The organism is Bacillus sp. JHAA, assembly GCF_036961585.1.
GTDB classification, from domain to species: domain Bacteria; phylum Bacillota; class Bacilli; order Bacillales; family Bacillaceae; genus Bacillus; species Bacillus velezensis.
On record NZ_JBAMDE010000001.1, the window covers coordinates 1 to 16912 of the forward strand.

At 45.7% G+C, this 16912-nt stretch carries 18 protein-coding genes, 1 tRNA gene and 1 riboswitch; of the genes, 7 read left to right on the forward strand and 12 right to left on the reverse strand.

The features are described 5' to 3' along the window. The first annotated feature begins 188 nt into the window (after positions 1-188). Positions 189-289, forward strand: a riboswitch (TPP riboswitch). 100 nt (positions 290-389) lie between these two features. Beyond that, entirely contained in the window at positions 390-971 is a 582-nt protein-coding gene (gene thiT / locus V7728_RS00005) for an energy-coupled thiamine transporter ThiT (RefSeq protein WP_012118271.1), read from the forward strand. Positions 972-1001: 30 nt separating this feature from the next. On the opposite strand, the gene V7728_RS00010 is transcribed toward thiT, so the two are convergent. Then, positions 1002-2531 (reverse strand): flotillin family protein, encoded by a 1530-nt coding sequence (locus V7728_RS00010; protein WP_099567035.1) that lies wholly within the window; start codon positions 2529-2531, stop codon positions 1002-1004. Between the two features lie 19 nt (positions 2532-2550). Further along, a complete protein-coding gene (locus tag V7728_RS00015) occupies positions 2551-3081 on the reverse strand; it encodes an NfeD family protein (RefSeq protein ID WP_007410165.1) in 531 nt (176 codons plus the stop codon). A gap of 146 nt (positions 3082-3227) precedes the next feature. Between V7728_RS00015 and V7728_RS00020 the strand changes: the two genes are divergently transcribed. Beyond that, positions 3228-3716, forward strand: coding sequence for a DinB family protein (locus tag V7728_RS00020; protein WP_047936062.1), 489 nt, complete (start codon positions 3228-3230; stop codon positions 3714-3716). Here V7728_RS00020 and V7728_RS00025 read toward each other — a convergent pair whose 3' ends face one another. From V7728_RS00025 to betB, 3 genes are all read right to left on the reverse strand, one after another. Then, a complete protein-coding gene (locus V7728_RS00025) occupies positions 3717-4298 on the reverse strand; it encodes an MOSC domain-containing protein (RefSeq protein ID WP_099567036.1) in 582 nt (193 codons plus the stop codon). Positions 4299-4369: 71 nt separating this feature from the next. Continuing rightward, positions 4370-5578 carry a choline dehydrogenase gene (gbsB, locus tag V7728_RS00030; RefSeq protein WP_061581482.1) on the reverse strand — a complete coding sequence of 403 codons (1209 nt, stop codon included), beginning with the start codon at positions 5576-5578 and terminating at the stop codon, positions 4370-4372. Between the two features lie 17 nt (positions 5579-5595). After that, positions 5596-7068: a betaine-aldehyde dehydrogenase gene (gene betB, locus V7728_RS00035; protein ID WP_032876872.1), complete on the reverse strand. Its 1473-nt coding sequence runs from the start codon at positions 7066-7068 to the stop codon at positions 5596-5598. 200 nt (positions 7069-7268) lie between these two features. On the opposite strand from betB, the gene cudC reads away from it, so the two are divergent. The 3 genes from cudC to V7728_RS00050 all read left to right on the forward strand — a co-directional run bounded on the left by cudC (position 7269) and on the right by V7728_RS00050 (position 9355). Then, positions 7269-7823 (forward strand): choline uptake/conversion transcriptional regulator CudC, encoded by a 555-nt coding sequence (gene cudC, locus V7728_RS00040; protein WP_007410170.1) that lies wholly within the window; start codon positions 7269-7271, stop codon positions 7821-7823. Between the two features lie 160 nt (positions 7824-7983). Beyond that, positions 7984-8523: a biofilm surface layer hydrophobin BslA gene (gene bslA / locus V7728_RS00045; RefSeq protein ID WP_015240450.1), complete on the forward strand. Its 540-nt coding sequence runs from the start codon at positions 7984-7986 to the stop codon at positions 8521-8523. A gap of 163 nt (positions 8524-8686) precedes the next feature. Continuing rightward, positions 8687-9355, forward strand: a complete 669-nt coding sequence (locus V7728_RS00050) for a potassium channel family protein (protein ID WP_012118278.1) — start codon at positions 8687-8689, stop codon at positions 9353-9355. Between the two features lie 33 nt (positions 9356-9388). Here V7728_RS00050 and V7728_RS00055 read toward each other — a convergent pair whose 3' ends face one another. Both V7728_RS00055 and hmpA read right to left on the reverse strand, forming a co-directional pair. After that, positions 9389-10234, reverse strand: coding sequence for a glucosaminidase domain-containing protein (locus tag V7728_RS00055; RefSeq protein WP_099567037.1), 846 nt, complete (start codon positions 10232-10234; stop codon positions 9389-9391). 141 nt (positions 10235-10375) lie between these two features. Next, positions 10376-11551 carry an NO-inducible flavohemoprotein gene (gene hmpA / locus V7728_RS00060; RefSeq protein WP_099567038.1) on the reverse strand — a complete coding sequence of 392 codons (1176 nt, stop codon included), beginning with the start codon at positions 11549-11551 and terminating at the stop codon, positions 10376-10378. A gap of 216 nt (positions 11552-11767) precedes the next feature. Here hmpA and V7728_RS00065 point away from each other — a divergent pair, with 216 nt between their 5' ends. Continuing rightward, positions 11768-12409, forward strand: coding sequence for a cupin domain-containing protein (locus tag V7728_RS00065; protein WP_025285170.1), 642 nt, complete (start codon positions 11768-11770; stop codon positions 12407-12409). A gap of 60 nt (positions 12410-12469) precedes the next feature. Here V7728_RS00065 and V7728_RS00070 read toward each other — a convergent pair whose 3' ends face one another. The 4 genes from V7728_RS00070 to V7728_RS00085 form a co-directional block, all read right to left on the reverse strand. After that, positions 12470-12790, reverse strand: coding sequence for a hypothetical protein (locus tag V7728_RS00070; protein WP_025285171.1), 321 nt, complete (start codon positions 12788-12790; stop codon positions 12470-12472). 112 nt (positions 12791-12902) lie between these two features. Then, a tRNA-Ala gene (locus V7728_RS00075) sits at positions 12903-12975 on the reverse strand. Between the two features lie 128 nt (positions 12976-13103). Continuing rightward, positions 13104-13934: an undecaprenyl-diphosphate phosphatase gene (locus V7728_RS00080; RefSeq protein WP_007613337.1), complete on the reverse strand. Its 831-nt coding sequence runs from the start codon at positions 13932-13934 to the stop codon at positions 13104-13106. Positions 13935-14025: 91 nt separating this feature from the next. Next, on the reverse strand, positions 14026-15186 hold the full coding sequence (locus V7728_RS00085) for an AI-2E family transporter (RefSeq protein ID WP_007408629.1): 1161 nt from the start codon (positions 15184-15186) through the stop codon (positions 14026-14028). Between the two features lie 179 nt (positions 15187-15365). Between V7728_RS00085 and V7728_RS00090 the strand changes: the two genes are divergently transcribed. Further along, positions 15366-16352 carry a Gfo/Idh/MocA family protein gene (locus V7728_RS00090; protein WP_099567039.1) on the forward strand — a complete coding sequence of 329 codons (987 nt, stop codon included), beginning with the start codon at positions 15366-15368 and terminating at the stop codon, positions 16350-16352. Between the two features lie 31 nt (positions 16353-16383). On the opposite strand, the gene V7728_RS00095 is transcribed toward V7728_RS00090, so the two are convergent. Beyond that, positions 16384-16908 (reverse strand): type 1 glutamine amidotransferase domain-containing protein, encoded by a 525-nt coding sequence (locus V7728_RS00095; protein WP_003152143.1) that lies wholly within the window; start codon positions 16906-16908, stop codon positions 16384-16386. Positions 16909-16912: the final 4 nt, after the last annotated feature.

The following is a 16912-nucleotide window of genomic DNA, read 5'->3' on the forward strand; positions in this document are numbered from 1 at the left end:
CGTTGTTGTCTGCTGTTCATCAGCGACGTTTAATAATATAACACCCTTTTGAAAATATGACAATAGTTTTTTTAAAAAAATCATTAATTATTTTCTTTCATACTTATTTCAGTTTCTCTTCTATAGAAAGATAAGCTGTCTTGTGGTTTGGCATATTTTCTTGTATAGTAAGATTGAACTAAATACTTGATGACCACAAGGGGAGCATTAAAGCTGAGAGTGAACGTTTTGTTCTGACCCTTTGAACCTGTTAGTTAACGCTGGCGTAGGGATGTGGCAAAGCCAAATGATTTGCAGTTTATGCAAGCAGCGCGCGGACCTTTTCCCATCCTTCCCCGCGCTGCTTTTTTGTTTATCCTTGTTACGGTTGTCTGACCAGGGGGAAAACTATGAATCATTCAACACGGCTTGTGCGCTTAATTGAAATAGCGATTATGACCGGGGCGGCTGTCATTCTGGACATTGTCTCAGGTATGTTTCTCCGGATGCCCCAAGGCGGTTCGGTCTCTATTATGATGATTCCGATTTTTTTGATTTCATTCCGCTGGGGAGTGAAAGCCGGGCTTACGACAGGCTTTTTGACAGGGATTGTCCAGATCGCCATCGGCAATTTGTTTTTGCAGCACCCGGTGCAGCTATTTCTTGATTACATCGCGGCATTTGCAGTCCTCGGTTTCAGCGGCTTGTTTGCTTCCGGTGTACGGGAATCGGCATTGAATAAAAAAAGAGGCGCTTTAACGATGTATGTTATAGGCGGTGTTTTCATCGGCAGTGTGCTGCGCTATGCGGCACATGTGGTCTCCGGAGCTGTCTTTTTCGGAAGCTATGCTCCGAAGGGCACGCCGGTCTGGATTTATTCGTCCGTCTATAACGCGACTTATATGATTCCTTCTTTTATCCTTTCGGCCATTGTCCTTATCTTATTATTCATGACTGCGCCGCGGCTTCTTGAAGCTAAGCGGACGAACTGAAACAGCAGGCGGTTTACGCCTGCTGTTTTTTTATTCCGGGCTGTGCCGTTCGTTTGAATCACTCAGTTCTTTTGTAAGTTCATTTATACTTTGTTTTATGTTTCCTTTACCTGAAAAATTCTCAATAAGCTCTTTTACATTGATTCCGGAAGATGCTTTTAAGCTTTCCTGAAGACCGGCCATTAAATTGGTTGCGTAGCCTGTGACTTTATTGGCCCCGCTGTTTTCACCGCTTCCTCCCGTATCAACGACGGTTATTTTATCAATGTTGGAAAGAGGCGCTGAGACTTGCTTCGCATATTCAGGCAGCATTTTCACAATCATATCAAGGATTGCAGCCTGCCCGTATTTTTCGAATGCTTCGGCGATTTTTTCTTTAGCTTCCGCTTCTGCGAGTCCTTTCAGGCGGATGACTTCCGCTTCGGTTTCTCCTCTCGCCTTTTCAGCCTCCGCTTTAGCAAGACCGTCAATTCTCACGCGTTCCGCTTCCGCCTTGGCCATCGCTTCGATGCTGTACTGCTCGGCATCCGCTTCTGCGAGCTGCTTCGCTTTTGCGGCTGCAGCCGCTTGTTCCACCGAGTAACGGTCGGCATCGGCTTTTTTCTTCACTTCAGAGTCATATTGGCGCTCACGGCGCAGAATTTCTTTTTCCTCCAATTCAATCTGCTTTTGCCGCTCAATAATTTTAATTTGCATTTCCTGCTCTGTCACCTGCTGGCGGGCTTTTGCTGTTTCAAGATCATATGCCTGGTCGGCATTGGCTTTTGCTGTATCCTGCTCTCTTCTGTATTCCGCCATTTTCAGCTGATTGATTTTTTCCGCTTCAGCTATTTCCGTCGCCCGCTCCAGCTCTGATTTTTTTGCGTCTTTATCAGCGGCCGCACGTTTAATCCTCGTCTCTTTATCCGCTTCTGCCGTGGCAATGTCCGCATCCCGCTTGACTTGGGCGATTCTCGGCTTACCTAATGATTCAAGATAGCCGTTTTTATCGCGGACGTCTTTAATCGTAAAAGAAACGATCACGAGCCCCATTTTAGCAAGATCCTGAGACGCGACCCGCTGGACTTCCTGAGAAAACTTTTCCCTGTTTTTATAAATCTCTTCAACGGTCATGGAGCCGAGGATGGAGCGCAGATGGCCTTCCAGCACCTCCCGCGCCTCCTGCTCACGGTCGTCCTTAGATTTCCCCAAAAATTGTTCAGCTGCTGTGGCGATTTCACCGATGGAGCCTCCGATTTTAATAATGGCGGTTCCGTCGGCCATTACCGGCACGCCTTGCTCTGTATAGACTTCGGGTGTAGAGACATCAAGTTTGCTTGACAGTAAACTGAGAGGTTCTGCCTGCTGGAATACCGGGAGCACGAACGTTCCCCCGCCCCGGACGATTTTCAGACGATTTCCGCCTTCATCAATGTGGACGTTCTTATTTCCCAAATAACTTCCGGTCACGATAAGGGCTTCGTCCGGCCCCGCTGTCCGGTACTTCGTAATAAATACAGCAATAAGTGCGATGAGTAAAAAGAATACGATTCCGATAACGATGATAATCGGCATAGTCATAACAGTTCCCCCTTAGATATCAGATTGGTTCATGCGGCGTCACAAAAAGCACTCCGTCTTTCACGTCAATCACTAATACGGCAGTTCCGTACTTGATCTGTTCTTGATCAAAGCTGACGGCTGATTTAGAAATGGCGCCCCCTATTCCCTCTATGATCACTTCTCCATAGCCGTCTTTCGGGACGGAAGTAATGACCCTGCCGACTCTGCCCTTTAAATCCGTCTCCCGATAAGCGAGCGATTCTTCCGCTGATGAAAGCGGGACAAGGACGAAGAAGTGAAGCAGGCTGACCAAAAGAACCGAAAGAACAAATGAAAGCAACGCAATGACAGAACTTGATAGCGGAGCGGCGATTTCGCCGATATAACCTGAGGCTGAAAAGATTGTTAAAAAAGACAGAATCAATGCAGGGTTTAAAAATGAAACAGGAATGGCTTCCGAGAGGCCGTGAAACACATCTTGAAAAAACAGAATCAAAAGCGTGAGACTTCCCGAAATAATCAATGTGTAAAGATAGACCGTTTCAAGCGGCAGATGAAATATGTCCATCTTCTATCCTCCTTTCGGCCGAGGTGTCGGAGTGTTACTTTATATACGGATGTAAAGGTAAATGGTTTCAATTTTCTGATAAGGAAGGCTGATTACATGATTATCCAATCCGGATATGATATGTTTACTCTAAAGGAGGAGATAGGATGAGCATTTTTAATGAAGCCAGACAGCAGATCTGGGAAGAACTGAAAGGACTCTCTGATGAGGAATTCAACCGAAAGCCCGCGGCTGATGAGTGGAGCGTGCGGGAAGTCCTTGACCATTTAAAGAAAATTGACGAAACAGCGCAGACCCTTTTATCAAAGCAGGCAAAAGACGCACCGTTAAAAGAAATAGAAGAAAAACCGATGGAGTTTATAGAGGACAGAACAGATAAACGGCCGGCGCCGTCACACCTCGAACCTGAGCAAAACCGATTATCAGTCATTGAAGCAAAACAAGAATTAGATACGGCAAGACAGCAGCTGACCGCAGTTATTTCATCATTAAACGAGGAAGACTTTGAACGTGTGCTTCCGCATCCTGTTTTTCAAGAACTGACGATCCGCCAGTGGATTGATTTTATCGGCCATCATGAAAAGCGTCACATTAATCAAATAAAAGAAATCAAACAAAAAATCGAAAAGGTCTAGTCAGACCTTCTCGATTTTTTTCTTGGCGCGTTTCGGTTCATAAGAATGGATGGTGACCGCATCGCCCGTGCATATGTCACCCGGGCGTTCAACAATACAGACAATTCCTCTTCTGCCCATCGCGTGCCTCACAAACGCCGCGGCGAGTTTTGGCTGATCCGGATAAAAGGATTGAAAGACTTCTCCCGGCTGAATGCACGGATCATTTTCTCCCTCGCACAACAGAGACGCACCGCTCGGAAATATCATTCTGCTTCCTTCTTTAAGCGGCGTCAGTGCAGAAAAACCGCTGATTGCGATGTTAGCGCCGAGCCATTCGGGAAAGATATGAGAAATCCCCATCTTCTCCGCAATGTCATCACATTCCTCCATGGACACGATTGAAATCTGTCTCCGGTTAAAAATTTCTGTTCCTCTTTCATACATCGGCTCACGCGCGCCGGCCTTTTTTGTCAGTCCGAAATGCAGGTCACCGGGAAACCCGCCGTATTCCGCACGAAGCTTGTCCATCTTTTTGGTAACAAATTGTTCGGTATCCGCTATATATACGCCTTCCGTCTTTGCTGTTATGCGTTTCCACATCAGCCACCACCGCCTTTTTCTTGACATTATCCTTAAAAAACCCCGCTCTGTAAAGGAGCGGGGTTCATTTATTATACCGTTTTCGGCGTTAAGTCAAAGCAGCGTTTGTAAATCCAGTTGTATGCTTTCTCATTCAAATCTCTTGGATTCCCGAAAGTTTGCGGATCTTTCATGGCTTCTTTTGATAAACGTTCAATCATGTCCGGAGACACACCTTGTTCTTCTAAACTCGGCACCTCTAAATCTTTTACAAGATCATACATCCAGTTGACGGACGCTTTTGCCGCTTCTTCGGTTGTCATGTTGCTTGTATCGATTCCGAATGCTTTGGCGATGCGGGCGAATTTTTCCGGATAGCCTTTCCAGTTGTATTCCATTACCGGCCCCATCATAGCTGCGACGCATTGTCCGTGAGCGACAGGGATGATGCCGCCGAGCGTCTGGCTCATCGCATGCGCCGCGCCTGCTGATTCACTGCCGTATGAAAGGCCGGCAAGCATCGCCGCCTGCGCCATGCCGTATCTTGCTTCCAAATCCTCTCCGTCCGCAAACGAGCGCTTAATATAATGCGCCGCATATTCAATGGCCATTAAAGCGACGGCATCAGTGATCGGCTGGGCGAATTTCATCGTATAGCACTCGATGGCGTGCGCAAGTGCGTCAATACCTGTCATGGCCGTCACATGCGGAGGCATGGACGTGTGCAGCTCAGGGTCAATGACCGTTAAATGCGCGGCGATAAGCGGTCCGCCCGTATTGAATTTAAATTCTCTTTCTTCATCTGTAATGACCGCCCATTGTGTGACCTCTGAACCTGTTCCCGCAGTCGTCGGGATCGTTGTCAGCGGAGGAATACGGTTTTCCAGCGGCTTTTTGCCTTCCGCGGCTTCATAATCAAGCACACTTCCTTCGTGTGTCGCTTCTACCCCGATCGCTTTCGCTGTATCCATGGAGCTTCCGCCGCCGACAGCCACAAGGCCGTTGCAGTTTTCTTTTTTATACAGTTCTGATCCTTCGTTTACAAGACGTACAGGCGGGTTCGGCTCCACTTTGTTAAACAGGACGACTTCGATGCCCGCTTCCTGCAAAGATTCAATGACCGGGTTTGCCACTCCCGCGTTATAAATTCCCGGGTCTGTTACGAGCAGCGCTTTTGTGACGCCAAGCGCTCTGACTTCACTTCCCGCGTGCTGAATCGCGCCGATTCCGTGTTTAATGACTGTCGGGATTTCGAATGTATGGAATTTATGCATGCTTTCTACTTTCATATTTAATGTCATATTGTATCTCCTCCTCGTTATGCTTGAAACCAGTTCACAGCCGCAGGTTTCGTGTTGCGGTAAATATGTTTGATTTCCGTGTATTCTTCCAGACCGATTTTGCCGAGTTCGCGGCCGAAGCCCGATTGTTTGTACCCGCCCCATGGCGCTTGCGCGAAATACGGGTGGAAATCATTGATCCATACCGTTCCCATCCGCAGTTTGGCGGCTACGCGTTCGCATTTTTCAATATCCTTTGACCATACCGCTCCGGCCAGCCCGTAAATGGTATCGTTGGCAAGTCTGATCACTTCTTCTTCAGAAGAAAATGACTCAACTGTTAAAACGGGGCCGAAGATCTCCTCTTGGACTATCCGCATATCAGACTTGCAGTTTGAGAAAATAGTAGGTTCATAGAAGAAACCGTTTTGAAGGGCGGGATCATCAGGACGTTTGCCGCCTGTTTCCAGTTTTGCCCCTTCTTCGATGCCGATTTCTACGTATTTTTCGACTTTGGCCCGATGCTCGGCGGAAATCAGCGGACCGCTTTCCGTATCTTCATGAAAACCGTTTCCTAATTTGATGCGTTTCGTGCGCTTGATCAGCTCGGCTAAAAATTCATCATGAATGGCTTCGTCCACCAAAAGACGTGACCCTGCCGAACAAACTTGGCCGGCATGGAAAAACACGGCGTTCAGCGCTTGATCTGCAGCTGTTTCGAGATCTGCATCTTGAAATACGATATTCGGATTTTTGCCGCCAAGCTCCAGGGCAATCTTTTTCACATTGCCGCTTGCCGCCTGCATGATTTTTTTGCCTGTTTCAATTCCGCCCGTAAAAGAGACCAGATCGACGTCGAGGTTTCTCGCCAGCTCGTCGCCGACAGAGGCGCCCGGCCCCAGCACGAGATTGGCGACCCCTTTCGGAATACCGGCTTCTTCTATTAATTGAAAGACTTTAATGGTTGTCAGCGGAGTAATCTCGCTCGGCTTTAAAACGATCGTGTTTCCGGCCGCAAGAGCGGGAGCGATTTTCCAGCTCGCCTGAAGGAGCGGATAGTTCCACGGCGTAATTTGTCCGCATACGCCAATGGGCTCTCTGACGATTTTACTTACGGAATCGGGAATCGGAGATGAAATGACCTCGCCTCCGTCTTTATCCGCCAAACCGGCATAATATTGAAATACATTTGCGATATCATCCATATCGGCTTTACTTTCTTCAATCGTTTTTCCTGTATCGAGCGATTCCAGCTCAGCTAATTCGTTCAGATCGCGTCTGATTAATTCCGCAATTTTCAGAACAAATTGTCCGCGCTCGAGCCCGGAAAGCACCGGCCACTCCCCTTCATCAAATGCTTTTCTGGCTGCGGCGATGGCTTTCACCGCATCGTTCCGATCTCCTTCGCATACCGTTGCAATTTCTTCTTGATTAAATGGATTAATGATACGGCGGGTCTGTTTTTTTTCTGCACTGATCCATTCGCCGCCGATATAAAGCGTTTTGCTCATAAGAGTCCTCCTTACCGAAAAGTAAGTTTGTTAAATAAAAATTTAATGTTTTTAACAATATTAATTTAACATATGTTTTTTTGCCTGTCAAAACCCGGTCAGTCCGTTTAGATTTTGACATTTTGTCATGATTCGTTAAGATTAAGAACATAAAGAAATGACTTAACAAATTTAAACTTCAAGAGGAAAAGAGGGACAGTATGGATGAGAATCCAGAATTCGCAGCTATAGAACAAGCCAGGGACCTTGTCATTGATTCCATTGCAGAGACGATGGATCTTTACGGAATCACCCGGAGTGTCGGGATTTTATACGGAACAATGTATATGAGGGATGAAATGACGCTTGACGAAATGCGTGAGGAACTGCAGATGAGCAAACCGAGTATGAGCACAGGCGTCAAAAAGCTGCAGGATTTAAATGTGGTCAAAAAAACCTTTCACCGCGGCACACGGAAGCATACGTTTGTAGCGGAAAAAGATTTCTTTACGTTTTTCACGAATTTCTTCCCGCCGAAATGGGATCGTGAAGTTCAGGTGAATTTGTCCGCCATCGAACAGGCCCAGGCGGATTTGCAGTCCGTTTTGCTGGCCGAGGAAGGCAACGCGGAATTACAGGAAGAAGCGCGGCAGTTATATGATCAGCTTGAAAGTTCGAAAGCTTATTATCATTGGCTGAAGCGGCTCGCCGACTCGGTTCAGAGCGGGGAGATTTTTAAATTTATCCCGATAGAAACGGACGAAAAAAACGCCTGAATCAAAATCAGGCGTTTTTTGTCGTGATTTGATTATTTTTGAGAAAATATAGGAACATAACCCCATTTACTTCCATTAAAATTGATGGTAAATTTTTATAGGTATGGTCGTTCTTTTTTAAGAACAATCAACAAATTTTTTTTTAGGGGGATTTATGAAAATGAAACAGAAATTTTTCTCAACTGTCATGGCAAGTTTATTCGGCCTGGTTTTGCTTCTTTCTCTGCCGACAGCGTCATTCGCCGCTGAGTCAGGCTCAACCGTTCACGAGCCGGAAATGTCCACGAAAGCGACTGCTACCTTATTTGCAAAATATACAGGTGCCAGCCAGCAGGAATGGTCATTTTCTGATATCGAATTGACGTACCGTCCGAACACGATCCTGAGCTTAGGCGTTATGGAATTTACCCTTCCTAGCGGATTTGCGGCTACAACAAAAGATACAGTCAACGGACACGCTTTGCGTGAAAGACAGATTCTGAATAACGGCAAAACAGTCAGACTTCCGTTAAACATTGATTTGCTCGGCGCAGCGGAATTCAAGCTTTCTCTTAATAATAAAACATTGCCTGCTGCAGGTACATATAAGTTCCGTGCAGAAAATAAATCATTAAGCATCGGCTCTAAATTCTATGCTGAGGACACAATTGTTGTTCAAAAACGCAGCACACCGCCGACACAGCCTTGCAACTGCAAATAATTGCGAAAAACGGACCGGCACAAGCCCATCGCTTGTCAGCCGGTCTTTTTTTGTGCTGTTTTCTTTCTTCCGGCTCTCGCATTGACAAACCCTTGAAACAGGAGTACATTCTTGTTTGTTGTATTTGGAGTGACGAAAACAGTTTCTTAAGGAGTTATGAGGATTGGGAAAAATCAAAAATAAACAATTTGCCGTCATCGGACTCGGCCGTTTCGGCGGAAGCATCTGTAAAGAGCTTTTTAAAATGGGGCATGAGGTGCTTGCGGTCGATATCAGCGAAGAGCGGGTCAACGCATACTCCTCTTATGCCACGCATGCTGTGCGGGCAAATTCAACGGAAGAAAGCGAGCTTCAGTCGCTCGGCATCAGAAATTTTGAATATGTCATCGTAGCAATCGGCGCCAACATTCAGGCAAGCACGCTGACGACGCTGTTATTGAAGGAGCTGAACATCCCCAATATTTGGGTGAAAGCGCAAAACTATTATCATCACAAAGTGCTTGAAAAGATCGGTGCTGATCGTATTATCCATCCCGAAAAGGATATGGGCGTGCGGATTGCGCAAAGCCTTTCGGATGAAAACGTCTTAAATTATATTGATTTGTCAGATGAATACAGCATCGTGGAGCTTTCAGCCACGAAAAAGCTGCATTTAAAATCCATTCTTGAGCTCGGCGTCCGGGCCAGATTCGGCTGCACCATTCTCGCCTTGAAACATAACGGAGACATTCAGCTGTCCCCTTCTCCGGAGACTGTCATTCATGAATGTGACTGCCTTGTGCTGATGGGGCATAAACGTGATATTAAAAGGTTTGAAACTGAAGGAATGTAAAAAAGCCGGCGGGCTGCCGGCTTTTTTTGATGCTTATGTTTCTTCACTTAACTGGACGGCGGTTTGGTCAACCCAGCCGATCAGCTCATCTTTCACTTGAATTTGGTACCAGACGGATTCTCCGTTTTGTTTTTCAGATACGACTTTAATATGCTGGCCGGTAAACTTTTGCGCCGATGCCAGTTTAATAGAATGCCGCTCTTTTGACGGCTTGGACCACACGTCTTCAATGGCGTGGTCTTTGATGGCGCCTTTCATATCAACTGCTTTAAGAGAGGCATTGATTTTGTCATATTCATTCAGATTATAGGTTTCTATGACATCTTTAATTTTTTCAGCATAGCCGGGGTCTGTGGCGTAGCCGGATTTTTGAAGGGCAGCCGCCGCTGTTTTATAATTGTCCGCTTCAATGACGGTCTTATACTTCTTTTTATTCCAAGACGTTCCGTTGACAAATAATTTGGCATGGTCATCCATTGATTCAAAAAACGTGCTGTATTTACGGAATTTTGCCCGAATCGTTTTTCGTTTTCCTTTTTCAAATTCATCCGTTTTCATCGTGACGTGTTTTCCTTTATAATCACCTTTTACACCGAACAGGTTGCGCGCTTTCCCCGCAAGCTCACTGTTCCCCCAGTCCGATTCGAGAATGGCCTGTGCGAGGGTGATGCTCGGAAGGACATGATATTTCTCATATAAAATTTGAGCATGCCCGGAAAGGCTGTCAATAAAGACCTGCTGCTCGTCCACCTCTTCAGGCGGTTTTTCTTCCGTCACTATGAATTTCGAAAACACCATTGATACCAGAAATAATCCGAATATAAGAGATACAGCAAAAAGGCACCCAAGCCCCCTTTTGGTCTTTGCTTTCTTTTTCATATCAACCTTCCTTTAATTCCGGAATCACTAGATTTATAATTTTACTGGTCATTGATGAAAATTTCAATAAAATAGGGAAAAAGACGGAGAAAGAACACATTGTGCAAATAAAAAAGACTCCCCTTTGAGGAGTCTTTTTTGTTATGCCATGCTCAGCTGAGGGCCGAACAATTCATATTGAACGGAATCAGAGTCAAACCCGAGTGCAAGAATCATATCTTTCATTTGCGTCATAAACTGCGCTGATCCGCACAAGTAAAATTCAGCATCTTGATTCAGATGAAGCTGCTCCAAGAAGGTTTGATCAATCCTGCCGCTGTAAAAAGGCTTGTCTCCTGAGCGGTCTTGTTCTGCCGGTTCACTGTATACATAAATGACGTTAATATTCGGATGATTCTCCGCAGCTTGTTCAGCCTCTTTGCGGAACGCGGCGTACTCTCCGTTTTTCGCGGCATGAATAAAAGTAACGGCACGCTCCGGCTGTTTTTCGGCGGCTGTTTTCAGCATGCTCATCATCGGCGTGATTCCGGAACCGGCACTGATAAGAACAACCGGTTTTTCGGCAGAAGACAGCTTGAAATCCCCGGCGGGTGCGCTGACTTCAAGTTTATCTCCCTCTTGAACTTCATTGTGGAGATGAGAAGAAACCGCTCCGTCCTTTTTCACAGAAATCCGATATGCCCCTTTTTGAGAAGCATCAGACAGGCTGTACTGGCGAATGTGCGTATAAGGAGAATCCGCAATCCGCACTTTAATGCTGATATATTGTCCCGCTTCAAATCCAGGAAGCGAAGAACCGTCACTCGGTTTGATATAAAATGATGTGATATCTATGCTTTCTTTCGTTTTCTGTATAACCGTAAATTCTTTATACCCCTGCCATCCGGCTTCATTGTACATGTCTTTTTCAATGCCGATGAAAGCCTCCGCAATCACACCGTAAGCTTTTTCCCATGCCTGCATAATCTCAGGAGTTGCGGCATCCTGCAGCACATCCTTAATTGCCAGAAGCAGATACTTTCCGACAATCGGATAATGTTCCGGTTTTACACCGATGCTTGTGTGTTTATGGCCGATCTGTCTGACCGCCGGAATGATTTGTTCTAGTTGATCAATATTCGCCGCAGCCGCAATGACTGCATTTGCCAATGCTGCGCGCTGAGTCTGTTTCTTTTGGTTCGTTTGGTTAAACATATTTAACAGTTCGGGATGATCTTGAAACATCAGGTTATAAAAGCGTCCGGTGATGTTTTCTCCATGTGTTTTCAATACGGGTACTGTGCTTTTGATGATGTCTATTGTTCTCTCATCCAGCATGTTAATCCTCAACCCTTCTAAAGATGTATTTTCAATATATCTTTATAGTAAGAGATATTTTGAATAAAAGATATATTTAAAATGAATCTTTAAAAAGTCGTCACAATATTGTGTTGGATTTGGAATTTATGGATTTTACCTCCTTTTTTATCACCCGGTGAAACAGGGACACATATATTTGGGAATATACGTTTAAAGATGAAAGCGGGGGAGTGCATGGTTTCCGATATCGATTACACGTCTCCGAATACACAGTTCACTTATAATGTGAATGAGAGCCGTTTTTTTACGAAAGATGCTCGGAACTTTATCAATGTATTGGGGATTAAACAGTTAAACACGCTTGAAAATATTTCATTATTAGATATCTTTCTGAGCAAAACAAATGTGATTGAACCGCATACCCATCAAAATGCCGCTGAATTGGTGTACTGTATTTCGGGTTCCGCGGTGGTGTCGATGCTGAATCCGTTCACCCAGAAAATACGGAATTATCCGATTTCTTCAGGACAAGTGGCGAATGTTCCGCAGGGGTGGTGGCATTATGAAGTCGCCACTTCAGACAGAACCCACCTTTTGGCCATATTTGACGCCCCTTCGCCTGAAGTGATATACGGCTCGGATATTCTCCGTCTGACGCCGCCTGAGATCATGGCGCATACGTACTGTCTGAATGAGCATGAGTGGGAAAAAGCCGTTTCCCCGATCCGGCAATCAACTGTGATAGGTCCCGATAAATACTGCGGACAGACTGAAAACACGGGTATTCATGATATGAATAAGCCTTATCAGCCAAATACGCATTATCCGAATGATCCGTATCGGCATTATGATACGCCGTTATATTGGGGATATTAAACGGAGAGCCAGAGCGGCATCGACAGAAAGAGCCCCTCATTGGAGAGGGGCTCTTGATCATTACGGTCCGGTTCCGCAGCTTACTTTGTACTCGCCTTCGGACGATTTTTTTGAATAACATACGTGCGGCGTCTGTCCGGTATCATCTTTCCAATTGAACCAATTTACATAATAAAGGTTCCCGGCCTCTCCGCCGCCTTCTTCTTTTTGAAGAATCGCAAAGTAGCTTTGATACGGATATCCTTTTTTATAAATGTCATGCCTGATGGCTCCTTTTTCTGAAGCAGACGTGAAGACGACGGGAGAAAGAGCCGGGAGCGCTGTTAAAAGAAGTGCCAGTGCCGCTGAAAGAGTTAGTAGAAGATAGATTTTCTTTTTCATTTTCTCTCTTTCCTTTATTTTGAGTTGTTAGAAATGAAGCAGAACATAGAGGCTGCCGCAGAAGATGAAAAAACAAAAAAACCCTTATTTATAGAATAAGGGTTTAAAGGTATGGAGCCAAGGGGGCTCGAACCCCTGACCTCTACGCTGCCAGCGTAGCGCTCTCCCAGCTGAGCTATGGCCCCGTGCTGTAACGTCATGTTTTATTATAGACGACTCTTCTATGAATTTCAAGCAGAAAATTCAGTTTGCTCATATTTTCCTGAGACATTTTTCGAACATAAAAAGAAGACCCTCCGGGGGGCCTCTTCGTTTATCGCACGAGCATGATTAAAATGATGCCGAGGATGACACGGTAAATGGCAAACGGGACAAGCTTAATCCGGTTAATGAGCCGAAGAAAAAATTTGACGACTAAGAGGGCGACGACAAAGGCGCAGATAAAGCCGACAAGAAAAAACGGAATCATGTCATAAGAAAGACTGCTCCAGTATTTCACCAGCTTCAAAAGGCTTGCGCCCGCCATAATCGGAATAGCCATAATAAATGTGAAGTCTGCGGCTGCCCGGTGATTCAAGCCGACAATGACACCTCCGGCAATCGTTGAGCCTGAGCGGGAAAATCCGGGCCATAAGGCGAGACACTGGAATAATCCGACACAGAAAGCCTGTTTGTAGGTGATTCTGTCCACCGTATCGATCGTTTCTTTCCTTTTATTGATCCAGTCCGCTATAAGCATAAGCACGGCTCCGGCAATTAATCCGTAAGCGACCGTTCTGACGGAGAATAAATAGCGGTCAATGAAATCCTCAAATAAAAAGCCGAGCACCGCCGCCGGAACAAGACCGACGGCGATTTGCGCGATGGTCAGCCTGTATCCCTTCTGCTGATCGCGCGTGACGTTTTTTTTGAGGCCGAGTAAATGTAATATCCGATCCTTAAACACAATGGCCACCGCCAGAATCGAACCGAGCTGAATCACCACTTTGAAGGAATTGGCGGCTTCCGGATTCATCAGGCTTCCGGATTTCAGCCAGATGTCATCCGCTATGATCATATGTCCCGTGGAAGAAACCGGCGCATACTCCGTCAGCCCTTCCACGATTCCCAAAACGGCTGCTGTGAACATCTCCCATAGTGTCATCCCATTCTTCCCTTCATTCATCATTTACAAAAGAGAAGCTCTCCTCTGAAGGAAAGCCTGTCTTATAATAAATATCATATCCGTTCCGATTTTATGACTTCGATCCAGCATCATTTTTTTCTTCTTCATATAAATGCGAACGCATTTTGAACCAATCAAACAGATGGGTCGTGACCACTTTGATGACCGCATACCCCGGGATGGCTAAAATAATGCCGACAACCCCGAACAGCTTTCCGGCGGTTAAAAGAACAAAGATGATGGTAATCGGGTGAATGTGAAGATTTTTCCCCATGATCTGCGGCGAAATTAATTTCCCTTCCACGAGCTGGACAACGGTCCATACAATCGCAAGCTTCAGCAGCATAAGGGGCGAAGTGACCAACGCGATAATAATCGCCGGCGTGATGGCAATGGTCGGCCCTAAATACGGAACAACGCTCGTACAAGCGGCAATGACCGCAAGCAGTGACGCATAATCAAGTCCGATAATCAGATAGCCGATAAATAATAAAAACCCGATGCAGAAGCTGACGATGACCTGTCCTCTGATATAGGAACTTAATCTGTGGTTCATTTCACTAAGCATCGTATACGTTTGTTCTTTCAGACGGGTGGGCACAAACTTTAAGATATAAATCGGCAGTTTTTTGCCGTCTTTCAGCAAATAGAACAGAATAAACGGCACGGTCACAATTGAAATAATCACTTCCGTCAGCGCGCCGATAAAATTCCCGACTCCGGTAAATGTGCTGTTTGCAATTGTCGCCGCCTGCGCCGATACTTTATTAGCAAGATCGGAAATGTTGATATTCATCGTCTTTTGCGCCTGATTTACAAAATCGCTTCCGATCAGGCTTTTCGTCTGATCTTCAACGATATCCACATATTTCGGCAGATTGTCGATCAGGCTCATGATCTGTTCCTTTAAAAACGGAATAATTGAAACGACCGTAATCGTAATCAGCCCTATAATAATGAGGTAAAGGAGCAGGATGGAATAGACTCTTTTCACTCTTATTTTTTCCAATATATCTACGATCGGATTAAGCAGATAATAAACAATTCCTGTCAAAATGACGGGGAGCGCAATCGTTTTGAGCAGGACGATAATAGGTGTGAAAATAAATGATGTCTTCATAAAGACAAGGATATTGAGACCGATGAGCAGCAATACAAGCAAAAACAAGACAAATTTATTGTCTAAGAAAAACTGTTTAAATCTGCCGCCCCATGTTTGCAATGTTTCCACTATTGTTCCTCCATCATATGTATTTTACTTAAATTGTACACTATCGTTCCTGTAATGAAAAATAATAACCGGTCTCTATGGGAATTTTTCCTATCCCTTTAGCTGGCAGCCTTTTTTCCATTTATGTTTCTCAGAAAAAAAGCTATAATGTAAGCCAATACATAGAAGGAGCGATAGCAATGATTCGATTTGCAACAGTCGGAACGAATTGGATTACAGAACGATTTCTGGAGGCGGCTTCTGCTATTGATGATTTTCAATTAACGGCGGTTTATTCCAGAACTGAGGAACGCGCGGCGGAATTCGCCGGCAAACACGGCGCTGCTCATTATTTTACCAGCCTGAAAGAAATGGCGGAAAGCAAAGCCTATGACGCGGTGTATCTCGCCAGCCCGAATGCATTTCACAAAGAGCAGGCGGTCCTTTTTATGGAACACGGCAAGCATGTACTGTGCGAAAAACCGTTTGCGTCTAACGCAAGGGAAACGGATGAAATGATTCACGCAGCCAAAACGAACGGCGTTCTCTTGATGGAAGCCATGAAAACAACGTTCCTGCCGAACTTCAGCATGCTTCAAAACCACTTACATAAAATCGGACCCGTCAGGAGATTCACGGCAAGCTACTGCCAATATTCATCACGATATGATGCATATAAGAACGGTACGGTGCTAAACGCGTTTAAGCCTGAATTATCGAACGGTTCGTTAATGGACATCGGCGTGTACTGCATTTATCCGGCCGTCGTCCTGTTCGGCAAACCGAAAAACGTCATTGCGACCGGTCATAAACTAGCATCCGGCGTTGACGGCGAAGGCACGGTCATTCTGTCATACGACGGATTTGAAGCGGTGATGATGCATTCGAAAATCTCAAATTCGTTTGCCCCGGCGGAAATTCAGGGTGAAGACGGCACGATCGTTCTGGACAGCATTCACGGACCGGAACGGGCGGAAATCCGCTATCGTGACGGCCGGACGGAAGACATTTCAGTCCCTGATCTGAAACCGTCGATGTACTACGAAACGGCTGAATTCATCAATCTTCTTCGAAACGGACAGCGGGAGTCTTCCGAAAATACATTTGAACGTTCTTTCATTACGGCAAGCATTATGGAAGAAGCGAGAAAACAAATCGGAATTGTCTTTCCCGCCGATCAAAACTAAAAACATCCGCCCGGATTCGGGCGGATGTTTTTCATTTGGATGCTAACAGGTCAGCAAACGCTTTTGCATACTGCGGAAGGTCGGGCGGGCGGCGGCTTGATACAATGTGTCCGTCAGTTACGACAGCTTCATCCAGCCACTGTGCCCCTGCATTTGTCATGTCGTCTTTGATGCCGGGCGTGCTCGTTACTTTTTTTCCTGCGAGAATTCCGGCAGATATGAGCACCCAGCCCGCATGGCAGATCTGGCCGATCGGCTTTTTCTGCTCGTTCATCGTACGAATGATGTCCAAAACTTCGGGATATCTTCGCAGTTTGTCAGGTGCCCAGCCGCCGGGCACGAGCACGGCATCATACTCCTGAATAATCAGGCTCTTAAAATCGTAATCCGCCGTCGCAGGCACACCGTATTTTCCTTTGTATGAACGGCCCGCTTCTTCTCCTATTAAATGAACGATCGCGCCTTCCTCTCTCAGCCGGTAGACGGGATACCAAAGCTCTAAGTCTTCAAAATCGTCACTGACAAGCGCTATGACTTTTTTGCCTTCTAATCTCATCACT